Annotated in this window: 19 protein-coding genes and 1 other RNA gene; 5 read left to right on the forward strand and 15 right to left on the reverse strand. The window is 63.5% G+C overall.

Translation table 11 applies throughout. From position 1 onward, the window contains the following. Nucleotides 1–6 precede the first annotated feature (6 nt). The 7 genes from truB to rimP form a co-directional block, all read right to left on the reverse strand. Nucleotides 7–942 carry a tRNA pseudouridine(55) synthase TruB gene (gene truB / locus ASE71_RS33230; RefSeq protein WP_034804752.1) on the reverse strand — a complete coding sequence of 312 codons (936 nt, stop codon included), beginning with the start codon at nt 940–942 and terminating at the stop codon, nt 7–9. 8 nt (nt 943–950) lie between these two features. After that, nucleotides 951–1,358, reverse strand: coding sequence for a 30S ribosome-binding factor RbfA (gene rbfA, locus ASE71_RS33235; protein WP_029742366.1), 408 nt, complete (start codon nt 1,356–1,358; stop codon nt 951–953). A gap of 79 nt (nt 1,359–1,437) precedes the next feature. Next, on the reverse strand, nt 1,438–1,890 hold the full coding sequence (locus ASE71_RS33240; protein ID WP_060519511.1) for a hypothetical protein: 453 nt from the start codon (nt 1,888–1,890) through the stop codon (nt 1,438–1,440). Beyond that, on the reverse strand, nt 1,890–4,601 hold the full coding sequence (gene infB / locus ASE71_RS33245) for a translation initiation factor IF-2 (RefSeq protein ID WP_034804758.1): 2,712 nt from the start codon (nt 4,599–4,601) through the stop codon (nt 1,890–1,892). The genes ASE71_RS33240 and infB overlap by 1 nt, the downstream gene beginning before the upstream one ends. Nucleotides 4,602–4,706: 105 nt before the next feature. Next, complete coding sequence (locus tag ASE71_RS33250) at nt 4,707–5,414, reverse strand: RNA-binding protein (protein ID WP_029742363.1); 708 nt, start codon at nt 5,412–5,414, stop codon at nt 4,707–4,709. A 5-nt stretch (nt 5,415–5,419) separates the two neighbouring features. Further along, a complete protein-coding gene (gene nusA / locus ASE71_RS33255) occupies nt 5,420–7,039 on the reverse strand; it encodes a transcription termination factor NusA (protein ID WP_029742362.1) in 1,620 nt (539 codons plus the stop codon). 46 nt (nt 7,040–7,085) lie between these two features. Beyond that, entirely contained in the window at nt 7,086–7,706 is a 621-nt protein-coding gene (gene rimP, locus ASE71_RS33260; RefSeq protein WP_029742361.1) for a ribosome maturation factor RimP, read from the reverse strand. A 273-nt stretch (nt 7,707–7,979) separates the two neighbouring features. Here rimP and ASE71_RS33265 point away from each other — a divergent pair, with 273 nt between their 5' ends. Further along, a complete protein-coding gene (locus ASE71_RS33265; protein WP_029742360.1) occupies nt 7,980–9,614 on the forward strand; it encodes an MFS transporter in 1,635 nt (544 codons plus the stop codon). A gap of 109 nt (nt 9,615–9,723) precedes the next feature. Here the strand turns inward: ASE71_RS33265 and ASE71_RS33270 are convergent, their stop codons facing one another. From ASE71_RS33270 to ffs, 5 genes are all read right to left on the reverse strand, one after another. Next, nucleotides 9,724–10,962, reverse strand: a complete 1,239-nt coding sequence (locus ASE71_RS33270) for a lytic murein transglycosylase (protein ID WP_029742359.1) — start codon at nt 10,960–10,962, stop codon at nt 9,724–9,726. Nucleotides 10,963–11,004: 42 nt separating this feature from the next. Continuing rightward, nucleotides 11,005–11,610, reverse strand: coding sequence for a recombination mediator RecR (recR, locus tag ASE71_RS33275; RefSeq protein ID WP_029742358.1), 606 nt, complete (start codon nt 11,608–11,610; stop codon nt 11,005–11,007). Nucleotides 11,611–11,772: 162 nt separating this feature from the next. Then, nucleotides 11,773–12,096 (reverse strand): YbaB/EbfC family nucleoid-associated protein, encoded by a 324-nt coding sequence (locus tag ASE71_RS33280; protein WP_029742357.1) that lies wholly within the window; start codon nt 12,094–12,096, stop codon nt 11,773–11,775. Nucleotides 12,097–12,135: 39 nt separating this feature from the next. After that, nucleotides 12,136–14,004 (reverse strand): DNA polymerase III subunit gamma/tau, encoded by a 1,869-nt coding sequence (locus ASE71_RS33285; protein ID WP_060519509.1) that lies wholly within the window; start codon nt 14,002–14,004, stop codon nt 12,136–12,138. A gap of 45 nt (nt 14,005–14,049) precedes the next feature. Continuing rightward, an RNA gene (ffs, locus tag ASE71_RS33290) (signal recognition particle sRNA small type) lies at nt 14,050–14,147 on the reverse strand. A 64-nt stretch (nt 14,148–14,211) separates the two neighbouring features. Between ffs and ASE71_RS33295 the strand changes: the two genes are divergently transcribed. The 4 genes from ASE71_RS33295 to ASE71_RS33310 all read left to right on the forward strand — a co-directional run bounded on the left by ASE71_RS33295 (nt 14,212) and on the right by ASE71_RS33310 (nt 16,829). Continuing rightward, nucleotides 14,212–14,664 (forward strand): HIT domain-containing protein, encoded by a 453-nt coding sequence (locus ASE71_RS33295; protein ID WP_029742355.1) that lies wholly within the window; start codon nt 14,212–14,214, stop codon nt 14,662–14,664. A gap of 2 nt (nt 14,665–14,666) precedes the next feature. Beyond that, nucleotides 14,667–15,647, forward strand: a complete 981-nt coding sequence (nudC, locus tag ASE71_RS33300) for an NAD(+) diphosphatase (protein WP_034804765.1) — start codon at nt 14,667–14,669, stop codon at nt 15,645–15,647. Between the two features lie 25 nt (nt 15,648–15,672). Next, complete coding sequence (locus ASE71_RS33305) at nt 15,673–16,380, forward strand: helix-turn-helix transcriptional regulator (protein ID WP_060519507.1); 708 nt, start codon at nt 15,673–15,675, stop codon at nt 16,378–16,380. 80 nt (nt 16,381–16,460) lie between these two features. Then, the gene (locus ASE71_RS33310; protein WP_034804768.1) at nt 16,461–16,829 is read left to right on the forward strand and encodes a VOC family protein; all 369 of its coding nucleotides are present in this window, start codon (nt 16,461–16,463) and stop codon (nt 16,827–16,829) included. Nucleotides 16,830–16,893: 64 nt separating this feature from the next. Here the strand turns inward: ASE71_RS33310 and ASE71_RS35445 are convergent, their stop codons facing one another. From ASE71_RS35445 to ASE71_RS33320, 3 genes are all read right to left on the reverse strand, one after another. After that, nucleotides 16,894–17,031, reverse strand: a complete 138-nt coding sequence (locus ASE71_RS35445) for a DUF1127 domain-containing protein (RefSeq protein ID WP_064817013.1) — start codon at nt 17,029–17,031, stop codon at nt 16,894–16,896. A 423-nt stretch (nt 17,032–17,454) separates the two neighbouring features. Next, a complete protein-coding gene (locus ASE71_RS33315) occupies nt 17,455–18,309 on the reverse strand; it encodes a prephenate dehydratase (protein WP_029742350.1) in 855 nt (284 codons plus the stop codon). Nucleotides 18,310–18,335: 26 nt separating this feature from the next. Continuing rightward, entirely contained in the window at nt 18,336–19,091 is a 756-nt protein-coding gene (locus ASE71_RS33320) for a 3-deoxy-manno-octulosonate cytidylyltransferase (protein WP_060519505.1), read from the reverse strand. Between the last annotated feature and the right edge of the window lie 107 nt (nt 19,092–19,198).

Below are 19,198 nucleotides of genomic sequence, written 5' to 3' on the forward strand. Positions count from 1 at the left end.
GGGTGCTTAGCTTCCGGCGAAGACGCGCTTGGGGCGGAATTCGCCCTCGGCGATCTCACCGATCGCGACCAGCTTGCCGCGCGCCGTGGCATAGGCCTCGGGCGTCGCCAGCGGTGCGTCGCGGCCGCGCAGGATAATGGGATTGCCCATCCTCAGACGGTGCGCCTGGTCGTCATTGACAGGCACGTGCGGCAGGCTGGAAAGCGCCTCGCCGGTCTCGATCAGATAGGCATCGAGTGCCGCCAGACGTTCCTGGTCGTCCTCGATCTTTTCCAACGCCACCAGGTCGGCAAGCGGCACCATGTCCTCTTCGCCGAAGGGCGCGACGAAGGTGCGGCGCAGCGACGCGATGTGGCCGAAACAGCCGAGGTCGCGGCCCATGTCGCGGGCGAGCGAGCGCACATAAGTGCCCTTGCCACATTCGATTTCGAAGTGGGCCAGGTTGGGTGCGGCACCCAGCAGAGTCAGCCGGTGGACCTCGACCTCGCGGGCCGGGATTTCGACCGTCTCGCCGTCGCGGGCGAGATCATAGGCGCGCTCGCCATCGATCTTGATCGCCGAGAACTGCGGCGGCACCTGGCTGATGACGCCGGTGTATTTCGGCAGAAGCGCGCGGATTGCCTCTTCGTTCGGCCGTTCGGCCGAGGAATGGGTTACTTCGCCTTCGAGATCGTCGGTGGAGCGTTCCTCGCCCCAGGCGACGGTGAATTCGTAGATCTTGCGGCCGTCCATGACGTAAGGAACGGTCTTCGTCGCATCGCCAAGCGCGATCGGCAACATGCCGGAGGCCAGCGGATCGAGCGTGCCGGCATGGCCGGCCTTCTGGGCCTTGAACAGCCACTTGATCTTCGAGACAGCTTCGGTGGAGCCGAAGTCGAGCGGCTTGTCGAGGATCAGCCAGCCCGAGATCGGACGGCCCTTGGGCTTACGCGGTTTGGACATGAAATCTACTATTCTTCGTCTTCGCTGGTCTGGTCGAGATCGCGGCTAACTTCCGGCGAACGCAAGAGCTCGTCGATCTTCTTGTAATTGTCGAAGCTCGTATCGTCGCGGAAACGAACGTCGGGCATGTATTTCATCTGTCGCAGCTGCGGGCCGAGGCGGCCGCGAATGTACTTGGCATTGCGGTTGAGCGCGTCGATGACCTCGGCATGGTTGGGCACGCCAAGCGGCGTGACATAGGCCGTGGCGATCTTCAGATCCGGTGACATGCGCACTTCCGAAATCGCGATGACGGTCTTCTCGATCACCGGATCGCGGACCTCGCCGCGTTGCAGAACCTGGGTGATGGCAGCGCGCACCTGTTCGCCGACGCGCAGCATGCGCTGTGAGGGGGCAGAGGATGTGGCTTTGCTCATGGTCGTTGCTTTCCAAGGTATTGCGCCCGCTCGGGGCGGCAAACCGTTTTACTCTTCAGCGTAATATACCTTCCGTGCCTCAGGCACGGGTAGCTCTGATTTCCTGCGCCCGCTTTCTTCGACGCAGTCCCAGAAAGACGCCCGTAGCCGTCAACACGAGCGCGGACAGCAATTGGATCAGTTCGAACTGCGGATGTGCGCAACCCTCATTGATGGCCGACTGCCATACCTGGTGCTCGGCATCTCCCCAGGACATGATGGCCACCAGGAGGAGGAGGCCGCCGAGAAGGCTCCCGACCCAAAGCAGCGCCCGAAGGCGCAAAACCGCTGAACCGGTAACCAGACAGAAAAGCGCCGCCAGGCCGACCCAATTGGTCAGAAAAGCGGCCACCTCGTTGAGAACCGAGAATTTCTGACCATCCCATTCGGGATAGATCTTGTCGCAGACTTCCGCGAAGACCGGCGTCCACCAAAACGACACAACAGCGGCCAAGGCCGCCGTTGTGCAGATTTGCCGGGCTTTCAGGCCCATTAGAGCGTCCGGGTGATATGCTCGACGCGGAAGCACTCGATCGTATCGCCGGCGCGGATGTCTTCGTAGTTCTCGAAGGCCATGCCGCATTCCTGACCGACATTGACTTCCGAGACTTCGTCCTTGAAGCGCTTGAGGGTCTTGAGCTTGCCTTCGTGGATAACGACGTTGTCGCGAACCAGACGGACGCCGACGCCACGCTCGACCTTGCCTTCGGTGACGCGGCAACCCGCGACCTTGCCGACCTTGGTGATGTTGAACACCTCCAGGATCTCGGCGTTGCCGAGGAAGGTTTCGCGACGCTCTGGCGAGAGCAGGCCCGACATCGCCGCCTTCACGTCATCTACCAGATCGTAGATGATGTTGTAGTAGCGGATTTCGATGCCGGCACGCTCGGCGGCCGAACGGGCCTGCGAGTTGGCGCGGACGTTGAAGCCGATGATCGCGGCGTTCGATGCCTCGGCGAGCGAGATATCGGACTCGGTGATACCGCCGGCACCCGAATGCACGATGCGCGCACGCACTTCGTCGGTTCCGAGCTTGTCGAGAGCACCGGCGATCGCTTCGATCGAACCCTGCACGTCACCCTTGATGACCAGCGGGAACTCCTTGAGACCGGAGGTCTGGAGCTGGGTCATCATCTGCTCGAGCGAACCGCGCGAGCCGGACTGACGGGCAACCTGCTTCTCACGGGCGAGACGCTGGCGGTACTCGGAGATCTCGCGAGCACGGCTTTCGTTCTCGACGACGGCGAACTTGTCGCCGGCTGCCGGCGTACCGGACAGGCCGAGAACCTCGACCGGCATGGACGGACCGGCTTCCTTGACGTGTTCGCCCTTGTCGTTGACGAGCGCGCGCACACGGCCCCACTGATCACCGGCGACGATGATCTGACCCGGACGCAACGTGCCCTTCTGAACGAGGACGGTGGCAACCGCACCGCGACCGCGGTCAAGCTCGGCTTCCACGACCGTACCTTCGGCCGTCCGGTTCGGATTGGCGCGCAGGTCGAGGATTTCCGCCTGAAGCAGGATCGCTTCGAGCAGCTTGTCGAGGTTGGTGCCGTTCTTGGCGGACACTTCCACGTCGAGGACTTCACCGCCCATGGATTCGACGAAGACTTCGTGCTGCAGCAGTTCGGTGCGAACCTTCTGCGGATTTGCCGACGGCTTGTCGACCTTGTTGATCGCCACGATGATCGGAACACCGGCCGCCTTGGCGTGGTTGATCGATTCGATCGTCTGCGGCATCACGCTGTCGTCAGCCGCAACCACCAGGATCGCGATATCGGTCGCCTGGGCACCGCGAGCACGCATGGCGGTGAACGCCGCGTGGCCGGGGGTGTCGATGAAGGTGATCTTGTTGCCGTTCTGCTCGACCTGGTAGGCGCCGATGTGCTGGGTGATGCCACCGGCTTCGCCGGCCACCACGTTGGCGTGGCGGATCGCATCGAGCAGCGAGGTCTTGCCGTGGTCGACGTGACCCATGATCGTGACGATCGGCGGACGCGGTTCCATTTCTTCGTCCGTGTCCGAAACGTTGAAGATGCCCTCTTCGACGTCGGATTCCGAAACGCGCTTGACCGTGTGGCCGAATTCGCCGGCGATGAGTTCGGCCAGGTCGGCATCGATCAGATCGCCGGGCTTCATCATCTGACCTTCCTTCATCAGGAACTTGATGACGTCAACGGCGCGCTCAGACATGCGCTGCGACAGCTCCTGAATGGTGATGGTCTCGGGCAGGATGACTTCGCGCGAAATCTTCTCGCGGGTTTCCTGCATCTGGCTGCGCTTGAACTTCTCCTGGCGGCGACGCATGGCCGACAGCGAACGGGCGCGCTGGCCGCTATCCTCGTCGGCAGCGGTGGTCAGTGTCAGCTTGCCCTGGCGGCGGCCGTCGTCGCCCTTCGGGCGGGCCGGAACCTTGGCAGGCTCGGGACGCACGACCTTGCCGCGCGCCGGACCTGCGCCGGGACGCGGACCACGATCGTCATCCTTTTCGTTGTCGACCTTACGGCCGCGCAGTGCGCCGGCCGGAGCCGGGGTCGGAAGTCCACCTGCCTGGTCGGCGGGCCGTCCTGCCTGCGGGCGGCTGTCAACGCGACGCTCGGTGGAAGCCGGTGCGCGAGCAGCCACGGGGCGCTCTTCAACAACCTCTGCGGCCTTAACTTCGGCTTTGGCTTCGGGCTCGGCCGCCGCGCGGGCTGCTTCCTCGGCAGCGCGGCGTGCGGCTTCTTCCTTCTCCTGCTGGAGACGGGCTTCTTCCTCACGCTTGCGGCGTGCTTCGTTCTCAGCGCGGATGACCGCTTCTTCGGCGTCCCGGATCTGGGCTTCGGCCAGAGCACGGCGGCGCGCATCGATCTCACCGGCGGATAGCTGGTTCAGAACGACACCGACGCGCGGACGATTGGCCTGGTTGGCTTCCTGACGCGTCGAATGCTGCTGCGGCTGCGGTGCCGGGCGACCCGAAGGCTGCGGCTGAGCCGGGCGCTGATCGGCCGGGCGCGCAGCGGGAGCTGCAGCAACCGGTGTGATCGGACGCTCGTCCTTGGGGCGGTGGAAGGGGCGTTTCTTGGTTTCGACCACGACCGCCTTGGTGCGGCCACGGCCCATGTCCTGACGCACGGTCCCCTGCGAAACCCCGTGGGGCTTCAGGGTCAGCGTCTTCTTGCCCGCTGCGCTGCCTGTCTTGTCGTCGTTGTTGTCGGTCATTCCGTTCCGTTCCTAGCGATCAGGGCCGGATGCGTATCACCTGACCCTGTCTTCCAAATTGTCTCAAACAATGTACGCGATGCCAGACTGTGCCGGTGACGCGGGTCATTGCTGTGGCTTGCCAGCGCCGCCGTCGGCCCGGACCGGGACGGATCCTCGGTACTTTTCGAGCATGATTGCGCGCTTCACTACACCTTCACCCGCCTGCCCTGCAAGCGCTGCGGCATGGATAAAAGCATTACTTCCTAAAAGGCCCTCCATTTCCGCCCCGGTGAAGGGACGGAACGAAGGTATTTCCATTTCATCGTCGGCCACAAAGCTCATCGCCTTGCGGGCCTGGTCTATCTTGCGCACGCCGTCGGCCGCAGCGTCGGACGCGTGAAACACGGCGAGTGCCGCCAGTCCCCTGACGGCCTGCTCCGTCTTCGTTGCGCCGGAGATGAACTGGGCCGCCTTGCGCGCCATGTTCATCATTCCGGCCAGTTGCTCGGCGAGCAGCCGGTCGACATCGTCGGCGAGCGTCGCGTCGGCCTTGACGTCCGCCTTCAGGGCGCGGGCGAAGAACTTCTTCGCCACCGCCTTCTCAATCAGCGCCCGCTCGGCCTTGACCCAGCAGCCGCGCCCCGGAAGCTGACGCTTCAGATCGGGAACGACGCGACCGTCTGGCCCAGCCACGAAGCGGATCAACTCGTCTGGCGAACCGCTTTCACGGGTGACGATGCAGGTCCGCGTGCTGCCGTTGCGATCCTTCGGCCCCCCATCCGTGGGCAGGGCGTCCGAAGGCAGGCTGTCGGCATGATCAGAGGCGATCATCGTCCTTAAGCGTCCTGCTCGGCGCCTTCGGCAACGTCGATCGGCTCTTCACCTTCGACCTCTTCGCTTGCCAGGTCCTCTTGCGTGATCCAGCCGGCTGCGAGGCGGGCCTGAACGATCATGGCTTCGGCTTCGGCGCGCGAGACGTCGAACTTCGAGAAGGTGCCTTCGAAACGCTTGGTCTCGCCGTCCTTGCGTTCGCTCCAGCCGACGAGATCGTCAGCGGCGCAACCAGCAAAGTCCTCGACCGTCTTGATGCCTTCTTCGCCCAGCGCAACGAGCATCTGGCTCGTCAGGCCGTCGATTGAGCGCAGTTCGTCGGCAACGCCGAGTTCGCGGCGCTTGGCATCCATTTCCGCCTCGATCCGGTCCAGGTACTCGCGAGCGCGGGTCTGGATTTCGTTGGCGGTCTCGTCGTCGAAACCGTCGATCGACGCAATTTCGTCGAGATCGACATAGGCAAGCTCCTCAACGGCGGCAAAGCCTTCCGAAGCCAGCACCTGACCGACCATTTCGTCGACGTCGAGCGCATCCATGAAGAGGTTGGTGCGCTCGGTGAATTCCTTCTGGCGGCGCTCGCTCTCTTCCTGCTCGGTCAGGATGTCGATATCCCAGCCGGTCAGCTGCGAAGCGAGGCGAACGTTCTGGCCGCGTCGGCCGATGGCGAGCGACAGCTGCTCGTCGGGAACGACCACTTCGATGCGCTCGGCGTCTTCGTCGAGAACGACCTTGGCGACTTCGGCCGGCTGCAGCGCGTTGACGATGAACGATGCCGGATCCTGCGACCACGGAATGATGTCGATCTTTTCGCCCTGCAACTCGCCGACGACGGCCTGAACGCGCGAACCGCGCATACCGACGCAGGCGCCGACCGGATCGATCGAGCTATCGTTGGAGACGACCGCGATCTTGGCGCGCGAACCCGGGTCGCGGGCAACCGACTTGATCTGGATGATGCCGTCGTAAATTTCAGGCACTTCCATGGTGAAGAGCTTCACCATGAACTGCGGATGGGTACGCGACAGGAAGATCTGCGGGCCGCGCTGTTCGCGGCGAACGTCGTAGACGAAGGAGCGGACGCGATCGCCGTAGCGCATGTTTTCGCGCGGGATCATCTCGTCGCGACGGATGATGCCTTCGCCACGGCCGAGGTCGACGATGACGTTGCCGTATTCGACGCGCTTGACCGTGCCGTTGACGATCTCGCCGACGCGATCCTTGAACTCGTCGAACTGACGGTCGCGCTCGGCTTCACGCACCTTCTGCACGATGACCTGCTTGGCCGACTGGGCGGCGATGCGGCCAAAATCCATCGGCGGCAGCGGGTCGGCGATGAAGTCACCGAGCTTGGCGTCCGGATTGCGATCGCGAGCAAGCTCGAGCGGGATCTGCGTGGAGTAGTCGTCAGCCTTCTCGACCACTTCCAGAAGACGCTGCAGGCGGATTTCGCCAGTCTTGGAGTTGATGTCGGCGCGGATGTTCGATTCCGACCCATAGCGCGAGCGGGCGGCCTTCTGGATCGCGTCGGCCATCGCGGCCAGAACGATCTCGCGGTCGATCACCTTTTCACGCGCGACAGCATCCGCGATCTGCAGAAGCTCGAGCCGGTTAGCACTGACTGCCATGTCTTGTCTCCGTTGGGTTGCAGGGGGCTTTCAAGCTCCGCCCGACTTATTCCTCAATAGGTGAATCTTCGTCTTCGAAATTCTCGTTCGCGGCACGCGCAGCCTTGGCCTTCTTGTCGGCCGTCAGCGCATCGCGGATCAGATCGTCGGTCAGGATCAGCCGCGCTTCGGAAAGCGTGGTGAACGGGATCACGACGACGGGCTCCTCGCCATAGGCCACCTGGTCGCGCTCAAGCCGGAAACCGTCGTCATCGACAGAAACGATCTTGCCGCGGAATCGCTTGCGGCCATCGACCAGAACCGACGTCTCGCATTTCAGCAGGTGACCCTGCCAGCGGAAGAAGTCGGACTTGCGCACCATCGGGCGATCGATGCCCGGCGACGACACTTCGAGATGATACGCCTTGTCGATCGGATCTTCCACATCGAGCACCGGCGAAATGGCCTTGGAGATCTCTTCGCAGTCCTCGACGGTCATGGTGCCGTCGGTGCGCTCTGCCATGATCTGCAGCGTCATGCCGTTCTGGCCCGACATGCGCACGCGCACGAGCTGGTAACCCATCGGCACGATCACCGGCTCGATGATGTCGGCGACGCGCTGGTCGAGACCGGTTTCGGTGATCAGGCGGGGTTCATTTGCATTTTCAGCCGTTGTCGTATCGGACAAACGATCATCTCCTCATCGGACCGGCTAATAAAAAAGAGCGGGTCCTGACGGGCCCACTCTTCATCTACCGATCAAGAATTTGAGGCTCATATACGCCCCATCGCCGCAAATTGCAAGGCATTGGGCCGTCCGACGCAAATGGCCGGACGAACCGCCGGCGAGCATCTTCGCCAACAAGGTCAGTTTCAGCGGGTGGCACTTCGCGTTGTCGGGCCTATAACAGGAGACGAACCGCTTCGAGACGACAATCAAGAAACGAAGAGAGAAGACGAGGTGCCAACCCGTATTTCGCCGCTTGCCCCCTTCAAGCACGACATCTTCCGCACGATATGGATCGCGAGCCTCGCCTCCAATTTCGGCGGCCTCATTCAATCGGTCGGGGCCGCCTGGCTGATGACCTCCATTTCCTCGTCGGCGAATATGGTGGCGCTGGTGCAGGCTTCGACCTCGCTGCCGATCATGCTTTTCTCGCTTGTCTCTGGCGCGCTTGCCGACAATTTCGACCGGCGGCGGATCATGCTGGTGGCGCAGTGTTTCATGCTCTTCGTCTCGGCGCTCTTGACGATCTGTGCCTATGTCGGGCTGATCACGCCCTGGCTGCTCCTGCTCTTCACCTTCCTCATCGGCTGCGGCACGGCGCTCAACAACCCGTCCTGGCAGGCGTCGGTCGGCGACATGGTTCCGCGCGAAGACCTGCCGGCAGCGGTCGCGCTCAACAGCATGGGCTTCAACATCACCCGAAGCGTCGGCCCGGCGATCGGCGGCGCCATCGTCGCGGCGCTCGGTGCGGCGGCTGCCTTCTTCGCCAATACGCTCAGCTATTTCGCCATCCTTTTTGCGCTGGTGCGCTGGCGTCGCGAGGTGCCGACGAGCACGTTGCCGCGCGAGACGCTGGGGCGCGCCATTTCGGCTGGCCTGCGCTACGTCGCGATGTCGCCGAACATCGGCAAGGTTCTCTTGCGCGGCTTCCTCTTCGGCCTTTCGGCAAGCGCCATCCTTGCTCTTCTGCCGCTCGTCGCCCGCGACCTCGTTCAGGGTGGGCCGCTCACCTACGGTCTGATGCTCGGCGCCTTCGGCCTTGGCGCGATCGGCGGGGCGCTGCTCTCCGCCCGCCTGCGCGAGAAGCTTTCGAGCGAGGCGATCGTGCGCATCGCCTTCACCGGCTTTGCCGCCAGCGCCGCGATCACGGCCTGGAGCACCTATGCCTGGCTGAGCTGTCTCGTGCTGCTCATCTCCGGCGCCTGTTGGGTGCTGGCGCTGTCGCTGTTCAACACCACGGTGCAGCTTTCGACGCCGCGCTGGGTGGTTGGCCGGGCCCTTTCGCTCTACCAGACCATGACCTTCGGCGGCATCGCCGGCGGCAGCTGGCTCTGGGGTACGGCCGCCGAGCAATATGGCGCGGCCAACGCGTTGATGGGCTCCTGTCTGCTGATGTTCGCCGGCGTCGTGGTCGGCTTCCGCCTGCCCTTGCCGGAATTCACCTCGCTCAACCTCGATCCGCTGAACCGCTTCAACGAGCCGCCGCTCGAACTGGACCTGAAACCGCGCAGCGGCCCGATCGTCATCATGATCGACTACGAAATCGCCGACGACGACATCCCGGAGTTCCTGACCACCATGGCGGAACGGCGGCGTATCCGCATCCGTGACGGCGCCGGACACTGGGCGCTGATGCGCGACCTCGAAAACCCGACCACCTGGACGGAGACCTACCACGTGCCGACCTGGGTCGAATATGTGCGTCACAACCAGCGGCGCACCCAGGCGGACGCGGCCGTCGGCGACAGGCTGACGGCGCTGCATAGCGGCAAAGCACCACCGCGCGTGCACCGGATGATCGAGCGCCAGACGATCGTGCCGACCCATTACGAGCGCTACAAGCGCCAGGTGAATGTGGACATGCACTAGCTTGTGCCGGCCCTCGCGCCGATCTCGACCATACAACGAAAAAGGCCCCGGTGACGGGGCCTTTTCTTTTCGGCAGTCGGCACACCAGTGCCTCCGGCTGCAATTGGCTCTATCGCAGCTTCGCCTTCAGCGAAGCATCGGGGAAGCAGGTGGCGGCAAGGCCGCTCTTTGCCTGCCAGTCGCCGAGCGAACGGCGCGTCTTGTAGCCGGGGAGACCATCGACCTTGCCGACGTCGTAGCCCTTGGCAACCAGCGCCTTCTGCATCTTCAGAACGTCCGAGCGCAGCATGTTGCCGACGTCGCCCCAGGTGCCGCGGAACGCGCCGCCGCCCGTCGCAATGCGGTCGGCGAGGTTGCCGATGAAGAGCGCGTAGAGGTCGGAGTTGTTGTATTCCTTGAGCACGTAGAAATTCGGCGTGACGATAAACTCCGGCCCATGGCGACCAGCGGGCACCAGCATCATCGAAGATGCGGACAATTCGTGCGACGGAAAGGCCTTGCCGGAAATCCTGACGATCCCCTTGTTCGCCCAACTCGACAGGGGCTGGGCGAGGTCCGGCCCTTCCTGCGCGCAGGAGACGGCTTCGGGAATCGATACTTCGAAGCCCCAGTCACGCTCGCGCTGCCAGCCCTTCTTGACCAGATAGTTGGCGATCGACGCCAGGCTGTCTGGCACCGAATTCCAGATGTCGCGGCGGCCGTCGCCATCGAAATCGACGGCATATTGCAGGAAGCTCGACGGCATGAACTGCGGCTGACCCATCGCGCCGGCCCAGGAGCCGCGCATCGCCGCCTCGTCGACATCGCCGCTGTCGAGAATGTGCAGTGCCGCGATCAGCTCGCGGCGAAACAGGTCTGGCCGCGTCGACATAAACGCCTTGGTCGCGAGCACATCGACCACCGGATAAGGGATCTTGGCGCGGCCGAAGCCGGATTCGCGGCCCCAGATGGCAACGATCACCGAGCCCGGCACGCCATAGGTGCGCTCGATCTTCTTCAGGGTCGACGCATGGGTGGAAGCCAGGCTGCGGCCGGTGGCGGCGAGCCCCTGCAGACGCTTTTCCGAGAAGTAGTTTCCGGGCGAGGAAAACTCCGCCTGGCTCTGCTTCTGTTCCTTCGGCTTCGGGAAGCCGGGCGGCGCCAGATCCGGCAGGTCCCAGTTGAGCTTCACGTCGGAAAAGGCCGCCTTGAAGGATCCGGCGGAAATGCCGGCCTTCTTCGCCTCCGGCCACAGATCATTCTGCAGCCAGGTACGAAACTGCGCCTCGACGTCGGCTTTGGTCGCGGCTTGCGCGAGCCCCAGCCAGCCACAGAGCAGCAAGGTCGTCAGTGAAAGAAGTCTCAGCATAAGGCTTCCCCATCGGTTGGATTGCAGCGTCCGAAATGACGCTCAGATCGACGTGCGGGCGCGAAGGGCAGCCGCCAAGGTGCCTTCGTCGAGATAGTCGAGCTCGCCGCCGACCGGCACGCCATGGGCAAGCCGGGTGATCTTCACCTCCATGCCTTCGAGCTGGTCGGTGATGTAGTGCGCCGTCGTCTGGCCCTCGACGGTGGCATTGACGGCGATGATCAGCTCGCGGACGCCGCCATTGGCGACGCGCTGGACGAGACCCTTGATGTTGAGATCGTCGGGGCCGACGCCGTCGAGCGGCGAGAGCGTGCCGCCGAGCACATGATAGGCGGCGTTCATAGCGCCGGCGCGTTCCAGTGCCCAGAGATCGGACACGTCCTCGACAACGATGAGAACGGAGTGGTCGCGACGCTCGTCCGAACAAACGGTGCAGGGATCGATCGTATCGACATTGCCGCAGCAGGAACAGATGCGGACCTTGCGGTGCGCTTCGCCCATCGCGTCGGCGAGCGGACCCAGCAACTGGTCCTTCTTCTTGACGAGATGCAGGGCGGCGCGGCGTGCCGAACGCGGTCCGAGCCCCGGCACTTTCGCCAGGAGCTGGATGAGTTTTTCGATTTCGGGGCCGGTGACTCGTTTTGCCATGCGGCGCTTTTAGCCCATATCGCGCCGAAACGGAATCGCCTTCGAAACGCCCGCACGCGAAGCGGCGGGTATCGACGCGGTACCCGGCGGCTACCACCGCCGGCGCGCAAATGCTGCGGGCGGCAGACCGCCCTGCTTCCCGAACCTACTGCCTGGAGACGATCAGAAGGGCAGCTTCATGCCGGGCGGGATCGGCAGGCCGGCGGTCAGTTCGCGGGTCTTTTCCGCCTGCACGGCTTCGGCCTTGTCCTTGGCGTCCTTGTGGGCGGCGACGATCAGGTCTTCGAGGATCTCGACGTCGTCTTCCTTGAACAGCGAGGGATCGATCTTCAGGCTCTTGAGGGTGCCCTTGCCGTCGAGGCGAACGGTGACGAGGCCACCGCCGGAGGTGCCGTCGACTTCGAGCGCGGCGATTTCCGCCTGCATCTTTTCCATCTTGGCCTGCATTTCCTTGACCTTGCCCATCATCCCCATGATGTCGCGCATCGTCGTCTCCTGTCTTTCTGTTTCTGCTCGCAGACGGGACTATTCGATGTCGTCGCCAGGGACGATATCGCCGTCGGCGGATTCGGCTGTGGCCGGAGCCTGGCTCTCGGCCTCTTCTTCAACGGCGCGAATGCGCACGTCGGTGATCTTGGCGCCCGGGAACCGGGCGAGAATGGCGGCGACATCGGGGTCCTGGCGCGCGTCGTTGACGCGCTGCTCCTGCGCCCGCTGTTCCGCCTCGATCAGCGTCGGCTCACCGGCCTCGCGGCTGTAGCTGACGATCCAGTGGATGCCGGTCCATTCCTTTAGCTTGACGGCCACTTCGCCAAGCAGCGTCTTCGGCGCGTCGTCCGAGACGTTGACGTCGAGACGGCCGGGCTCGATCCGCACGAGCCGCAGAAAGCCGCGCACCAGCGTCTTCAGCTTGATGTCGCGGTTCTTGGCGCAGAGATCGGCGATGTCGGCGATCGAATTGACCGGCACCGACGGCTGCGGCTTGGCCGCAGGCGCCGCCACCGGGCGTTCTTCGATGTGGCCAACGGCAACCGCCTGGGGCGCCACGTCCGGGACGGCGCGCAGCATGGTCGCGCCATTGCTCGTCGGGCGCTGCACCGGCATCGGCTGCGATGCCTGCGCCGACACGGACACGGAAGCCTCGGCCTGTGCGCCGCCGCCGTTGCCACCTGAAGGGCCAGGGCGAGCGCCGCCGCCTTCATTGCCGGAAAGTTCCAGCAAGCGCCGCGCGGCCTCTTCAGGCGCCGGCAGATGTGCCGCATGCGCCAGGCGGATCAGCACCATTTCGGCGGCACCCGCCGGGCGCGACGAGCTTTCGGCTTCCGGAATGCCCTTCAGGAGCATCTGCCAGATGCGCGAGAGCGCCGTAACCGCCACGCTCTCGGCAAAGCCGGCACCGCGGGTGCGCTCGATCTCGCTCAAGGACTGGTCGTTGACCGCCTCCGGCACGTATTTCATCCGGGTGACGAGATGGGTGAAATCGGCAAGGTCGGTCAATACGACCGTCGGATTGGCGCCGGCCTCGTATTGTGCGGTGAATTCCTTGAGGGCCGCGGCGACATCGCCTTTGACGACGTGCTCGAAGAGGTCGACGATGCGGGCGCGGTCGGCAAGGCCGAGCATCGAACGCACGGTTTCGACTTCCACAGCGCCGCCGCCATGGGCAATCGCCTGGTCGAGCAGCGACAGGCCGTCGCGCGCCGAGCCTTCGGCAGCGCGGGCCACCATCGCAAGCGCTTCCGGATCGAAGGATACGCCTTCCTTGCCGAGGATCGTCGAAAACAGGCCGACGAGATCGGACGCGCTGATGCGGCGCAGGTCGAAGCGCTGGCAGCGCGACAGAACCGTGATCGGCACTTTGCGGATTTCGGTGGTCGCGAAGATGAATTTCACATGCTCTGGCGGCTCTTCGAGCGTCTTCAGCAGGCCGTTGAAGGCCTGGGTCGAGAGCATGTGCACTTCGTCGATGATGTAGACTTTGTAGCGGGCCGAAACCGGGCGGTAGCGCACCTGTTCGATGATCTCGCGGATATCGTCGATGCCGGTGTGTGACGCCGCGTCCATTTCGATGACGTCGACGTGACGCCCATCCATGATCGCCTGGCAATGTTCGCCGGGAACGCGCAGGTCGATGGTCGGCCGATCGATATCCGGTGTCTTATAGTTCAGCGCGCGGGCGAGAATGCGGGCGGTGGTGGTCTTGCCGACCCCGCGCACCCCGGTCAGCATGTAGGCTTGGGCGATGCGGCCGGTTTCGAACGCGTTGGTGAGCGTGCGCACCATCGGTTCCTGGCCGACCATCAGGTCGGAGAAATCCTTGGGGCGATACTTGCGCGCCAGAACACGGTAGGCGGCTGGTTTCTCAACGGATGAAATGGACGTATCGTCGCTCATCGACCCTGCCGCTGTTCGAACTCTTGTCCCGACAGGACGGAGAAGGTGGGAGGCTGGCACGATGACCCGTGCCGGAGCTCGTTGGGGCTGCTTCCTTCCGGACCTGACCCGGTTGGCGAGTGGCTCGTCCACCACCAACCTCCCGGCTTCCATATCGGCAATATCGAAAGCAAATGCAAGCCAAGCCGTCAAAAAACTGATATCGATATGCAAAACAAGGCGAATCCGCCATTCTCAATAGCCGAGGAGACCCAGTTGACGACCTTCACCCTCGACGAGCGGCTCGAGCGCGACGGCATTCCGATCGCCTCGATCGGGCTTTGCCAGATGCGGCTGATGAACGACCGCCGCTGGCCCTGGCTCGTGCTCATTCCTCAGCGTGAAGGCATTTCTGAGATCTTCGACCTCACCCCGCTCGACCAGACGATGCTGACCTTCGAGACGACCATGGCAGCGACGGCGCTGAAGAAGGTCACGGGCGCCGAGAAAATCAATATCGGCGCATTGGGCAACATCGTCCGGCAGCTTCACGTGCATATCATCGCCCGCAGCGACGGCGACCCGAACTGGCCGGGGCCGGTCTGGGGCTTCGGCAAGGCGGAGCCGTGGGACGAAAAAGAACATCAGGCCTTCGCAGCCCGCATTCTGGAAAACCTCTGAACATGACGAAATCGATCTTTGACCTTCGCAGCCCGCATCCAGAGCCAAGCACCCTCGTCGCCTTCTCGGAGAATCATCTGGATCGCCAGTCGGAGCACCGGGCCGACGATTGCGTCCAGGTGGCACTGAAGCACCCGGGTGCGCATTTCCTGGCCTTCTCCGGACCGAAGCTGATCGTCAAGCATGACGAGAAGATCATCGACCCACTGTTTGCGCCTTATGAGCTTGAAGGTCTCGAACCCGTTCTCGACGAGACGATCCTGCTCGGCTACCTCGCCAACGGCGAGCCCCGGCTGGCCGTGCCGACGGGCCTGACGGACGAGACGATCACCGAGCCCTTCAAGATCGCCGACGGCCGCACCCTCTATCGCCAGCAGATGCTGCCGGAGGAACTGCTCGGCCAGTTCGCGCAAGGCTCGAGCTTGATTACCTGGAATGCCAACAACCGCTTCTGCGGTCGCTGCGCAGGCCCGATGGAAGGCAAGGCCGGCGGCTATCGCCGGGTCTGCACCGCCTGCGGCCATATGGTCTTCCCGCGCACCGACCCTGTCGTCATCATGATGACGATCGACCTTGAGCGCGATCTTTGCCTGCTCGGCCGCAGCCCGCATTTCGCGCCGGGCATGTATTCCTGCCTTGCCGGCTTCGTCGAGCCGGGCGAGACGATCGAAAACGCCGTTCGGCGGGAAACGCTCGAGGAGTCCGGCATCCATATCGGCCGGGTGCGCTACCATGCCTCGCAGCCCTGGCCGATGCCGCACACGCTGATGATCGGCTGTTATGCGGAGGCGAAATCAACCGTCATCAAGCGCGACGAGCACGAGCTGGAAGACGTGCGCTGGTTCACGCGCGATGAAACGATCGCGATGCTCGAAAGGTCGACCGGGGTCGCCGACACCGGCGACGCGCATATTCCACCGCCGAAGGGCGCGATCGCGCACCAGCTGATGCGCGACTGGCTCGCCTGGGGCGAGCGGACATAAGGCGACGGATACAGGGAGATCGACCGTGTCCCGCTCCGAACGGCTGCTCGACCTTCTGCAGGTGCTCCGGCGCTACCGCCAGCCGGTGAGCGGCCAGCGACTGGCGGAAGAAACCGGCGTCAGCCTCAGAACGCTCTACCGCGATATCGCCAGCCTCCAGGCGCAGGGCGCTGATATCGAGGGCGAGCCGGGGCTCGGCTATGTGCTCAAGCCCGGCTTCATGCTGCCACCGATGATGTTTTCCGCCGAGGAGATCGAAGCCTTGGTGCTCGGCTCGCGCTGGGTCTCCAAGCGCACCGACGACGATCTCGCCGGCGCTGCCGCCAATGCGCTCGCCAAGATTGCCGCGGTGCTGCCGGCCGAACTTCGCGAGGAGCTCGACAGTTCGACCCTGCTCGTCGGCCCGAGCCCGCCGGCCACCAACGGCATCGACATCGCCGCGCTTAGGCGCGCAATCCGCAACGAGCGCAAGGTGGAACTCGACTACGTCGACAATGACGGCAGCGCGACGCAGCGCACCGTCTGGCCCTTTGCCCTCGGCTTCTTTGAGAACGTGCGCATGGTCATGGCCTGGTGCGAGCTGCGCCTGGACTTCCGGCACTTTCGCGCCGACCGCATGCAGAAGATGACGGTGACTGAGGCGCGCTATCCCCGCCGCCGGCAGGTGCTGATGAAGGATTGGCGCGCGAGCCAGAACATGGCGGCGTCGAAGCGAGAGACGGTCGGCTCCTGACGGGTGTTGGTGCGCCGATGCTGACAGAAACTGGCAGCGGCCAGCCCTAGCCTGCACCTTCCGCAACAAGGAGGAACAGCATGGCCAAGGCAAATCTCATCGTTCTCTACGTCAAGGACCCGCTCGCAAGCGTGACCTTCTATCGCGCGCTTCTCGCGCAGGAACCAAGCGTCACCTACCAGACCTTCTCGTCCTTCGAGCTGCCGGGCGGCTTCACGCTCGGGCTCTGGGCCGAACATACGGTCGCGCCGGAGCCGGCGGCATCGGGCAGCCGGTCGGAACTGGCCTTCATGGTGGAAGACGAGAGCGCAGTGCGCGCACGTTACGAGGATTGGAAGGGGAAAGGCCTGCCGATTGCGCAGGAATTGACCGAAATGGATTTCGGTCCGACTTTCGTCGCGCTCGATCCGGATGGTCACCGGCTGCGCGTCTGCCTCTACGATTCTTAAGCGAGAGGGTATGCTGCGCGCATCCCGCCAGCCTGAAGCGGCGGGATGCGCGAATGGTACGGAATTAGCGGCCGTAAACGGCGGCCTGGATCTGCGAACGGGACAGACCGATGTCGCTCAGTGCGTGATCGTCGAGAGCATTCAGCTCGCGGATCGCACGGCGGGTCTTCGCATATTCCATGATCTTCTGACGGATCTTCATCTTTAACACTCCTTACTTGACGAGCGTCAAATAGGCATTTGCCTAAAATTTGTGTAGCGCCACGATTGCAAACTAGGCATGCGCCAGACGCGTAGCCGGTTAACGAATTTTTGCCACTTTCACCCCCGTAGGGCGTGGCGAAACCAATGAATCTCTCGGAAAATAACCGCAAACGGTACACTCAGGACTTAAACGTGATGCTCTGAAAACCTTAGCCAGATGGCAGGATCAGATATGTGCGGCGCAAGAAGACCACAACCGCAGGCTTCATTTTGGTCAGAAATCAGGCGCATTCGCGGCCTTCAGGCGGAGCTGAGGGGCCAAGCAGCGTGCTAGCGATAGCGACCGCCTCACCGCTTTGGGAGGCGGTCGAGGCCTGCCTACGCAGGCCTTTCTCAACAACTTGGCGCCGGAGCGGCCTGTTCAGAGAACGCCGCGCATCGGGTGCGCGTTATAGGTTCCGAGGATGCGGACCTTTTCGGAGAAGAAGCGAAGCTCGTCCATGGCATGGCGCACGCCGACGTCATCCGGGTGGCCTTCGATATCCGCATAGAACTGCGTCGCCACGAACCGGCCACCAAGCTGGTAGCTCTCGAGCTTGGTCATGTTGATGCCGTTGGTGGCGAAACCGCCCATGGCCTTGTAGAGCGCTGCCGGGATGTTGCGGACATTGAAGACGAAGGTGGTGATGATCAGCTCTTCGTCGCTGGTGCGGGCGATCCGCTGCTCTTCCCTGGACAGCACGACGAAGCGGGTGACGTTGCTCTCGGTATCCTCGACGTTCTCGGCGATGATTTCGAGGCCATAGAGATCGGCGGCAAGCCGCGGCGCGAGCGCTGCCATCGAGCGGTCGCCCTTTTCGGAGACGAGCTTTGCCGCGCCCGCCGTATCGCCGGCGACGACCGGCTTCCAGCCGTTGGAGCGCACGATCTTGCGGCACTGGCCGAGCGCATGGATGTGGCTGTGCACGGTGCGGATCTCGTCACGCGTGACACCCGGAAGCACCATCAGCTGAAAACGGATCGGCATGAAATATTCGCCGACGATGTGCAGCCGCGATTCCGGCAGCAGGTGATGGATGTCGGCGACCCGGCCGGCGATCGTGTTCTCGATCGGGATCATCGCCAGATCGGCGTCGCCGTTCTCGACCGCGACGAAGGCATCCTCGAAGGTCTGGCAGGGCAGCGGCTCCATCGACGGGAACATGTCGCGGCAGGCCATGTCGGAATTGGCGCCATAGTCGCCCTGGAAGGAAATCCTGTTGGTCTTGGCGGTCACGGTAGCGTCCTTCTCAGGTTCTGATATCAGCGGGTACGGGCAGACAGGATGCGGCGGGCCTTTTCCAGCTCCACCGGCGTGTCCACACCAAGCGGGACCGAATCGACGATCTCGACATCAATGCGCATGCCGGCTTCGAGCGCACGCAGCTGCTCCAGCGATTCGCGGCGTTCGAGCACGGAGGGCTGAAGCGAGACGAAGCGTTCCAGCGCCTGCCGTCGATAGGCATAGAGCCCGATGTGATGATAGAGCGGGCCTTCGCCATGAGGCGCGGTCGCGCGGGTAAAATAGAGCGCACGCAGGCGCGTGTCGGAAAGCGGCGAACCGACGACCTTGACGATGTTCGGGTTGGTCTTCTCGCTCTCCTCAGCGATCGCCACCGTCAGCGTGGCGATATCGGTGGCGGCATTTTCGAGCGGGTTCAGCGCCGCGCGGATCGATGCCGGTTCGACCGTCGGAAGGTCACCCTGGACGTTGATGACGATCTCGGCTTCGCCGTTCGGATCGGCCTTCTGCAGCGCTTCGTAGATCCGGTCGGAGCCGGACTGGTGGTCGATGCGGGTCATTATCGCTTCGAAGCCGGCCGCGCGCACGACGTCGAAGACCTGCTGGTCGTCAACGGCAACGACGACGCGGCCGACGTCCGCTTCCTGCGCTCGGGTCGCGACCTGGACGATCATCGGCAGGCCGCAAATATCGGCGAGCGGCTTTCCGGGTAGGCGTGTCGAGGCCATGCGCGCCGGAATGAGCACGATGACTTTACCTGAATTTTCGCGATTCATGATCTGGCCTTCAAAAACCCCGCCGAAAGTGTCAATAAGTCTCAGTTAGGGGCCGATAATCACTGTTGCAACGCAGAGCCAAAAGACATAGGTTCCGCGCGATTTCA

The sequence above is a fragment of the Ensifer sp. Root954 genome (assembly GCF_001429005.1).
Lineage (GTDB): Bacteria > Pseudomonadota > Alphaproteobacteria > Rhizobiales > Rhizobiaceae > Ensifer > Ensifer adhaerens.

What these genes read in the sequence shown, in the direction of transcription:
- infB (WP_034804758.1), bottom strand. Translation starts at nt 4,601, where the DNA reads ATGACCGACAACAACGACGACAAGACAGGCAGCGCAGCGGGCAAGAAG.
- ASE71_RS33310 (WP_034804768.1), top strand. Translation starts at nt 16,461, where the DNA reads ATGGCCAAGGCAAATCTCATCGTTCTCTACGTCAAGGACCCGCTCGCA.
- recR (WP_029742358.1), bottom strand. Translation starts at nt 11,610, where the DNA reads ATGGCAAAACGAGTCACCGGCCCCGAAATCGAAAAACTCATCCAGCTC.
- ASE71_RS33320 (WP_060519505.1), bottom strand. Translation starts at nt 19,091, where the DNA reads ATGAATCGCGAAAATTCAGGTAAAGTCATCGTGCTCATTCCGGCGCGC.
- nudC (WP_034804765.1), top strand. Translation starts at nt 14,667, where the DNA reads ATGACGAAATCGATCTTTGACCTTCGCAGCCCGCATCCAGAGCCAAGC.
- ASE71_RS33280 (WP_029742357.1), bottom strand. Translation starts at nt 12,096, where the DNA reads ATGCGCGACATCATGGGGATGATGGGCAAGGTCAAGGAAATGCAGGCC.
- truB (WP_034804752.1), bottom strand. Translation starts at nt 942, where the DNA reads ATGTCCAAACCGCGTAAGCCCAAGGGCCGTCCGATCTCGGGCTGGCTG.
- rbfA (WP_029742366.1), bottom strand. Translation starts at nt 1,358, where the DNA reads ATGAGCAAAGCCACATCCTCTGCCCCCTCACAGCGCATGCTGCGCGTC.
- ASE71_RS33250 (WP_029742363.1), bottom strand. Translation starts at nt 5,414, where the DNA reads ATGATCGCCTCTGATCATGCCGACAGCCTGCCTTCGGACGCCCTGCCC.
- ASE71_RS33285 (WP_060519509.1), bottom strand. Translation starts at nt 14,004, where the DNA reads ATGAGCGACGATACGTCCATTTCATCCGTTGAGAAACCAGCCGCCTAC.
- ASE71_RS33295 (WP_029742355.1), top strand. Translation starts at nt 14,212, where the DNA reads ATGCAAAACAAGGCGAATCCGCCATTCTCAATAGCCGAGGAGACCCAG.
- nusA (WP_029742362.1), bottom strand. Translation starts at nt 7,039, where the DNA reads ATGGCAGTCAGTGCTAACCGGCTCGAGCTTCTGCAGATCGCGGATGCT.
- ASE71_RS33240 (WP_060519511.1), bottom strand. Translation starts at nt 1,890, where the DNA reads ATGGGCCTGAAAGCCCGGCAAATCTGCACAACGGCGGCCTTGGCCGCT.
- ASE71_RS33270 (WP_029742359.1), bottom strand. Translation starts at nt 10,962, where the DNA reads ATGCTGAGACTTCTTTCACTGACGACCTTGCTGCTCTGTGGCTGGCTG.
- ASE71_RS35445 (WP_064817013.1), bottom strand. Translation starts at nt 17,031, where the DNA reads ATGAAGATCCGTCAGAAGATCATGGAATATGCGAAGACCCGCCGTGCG.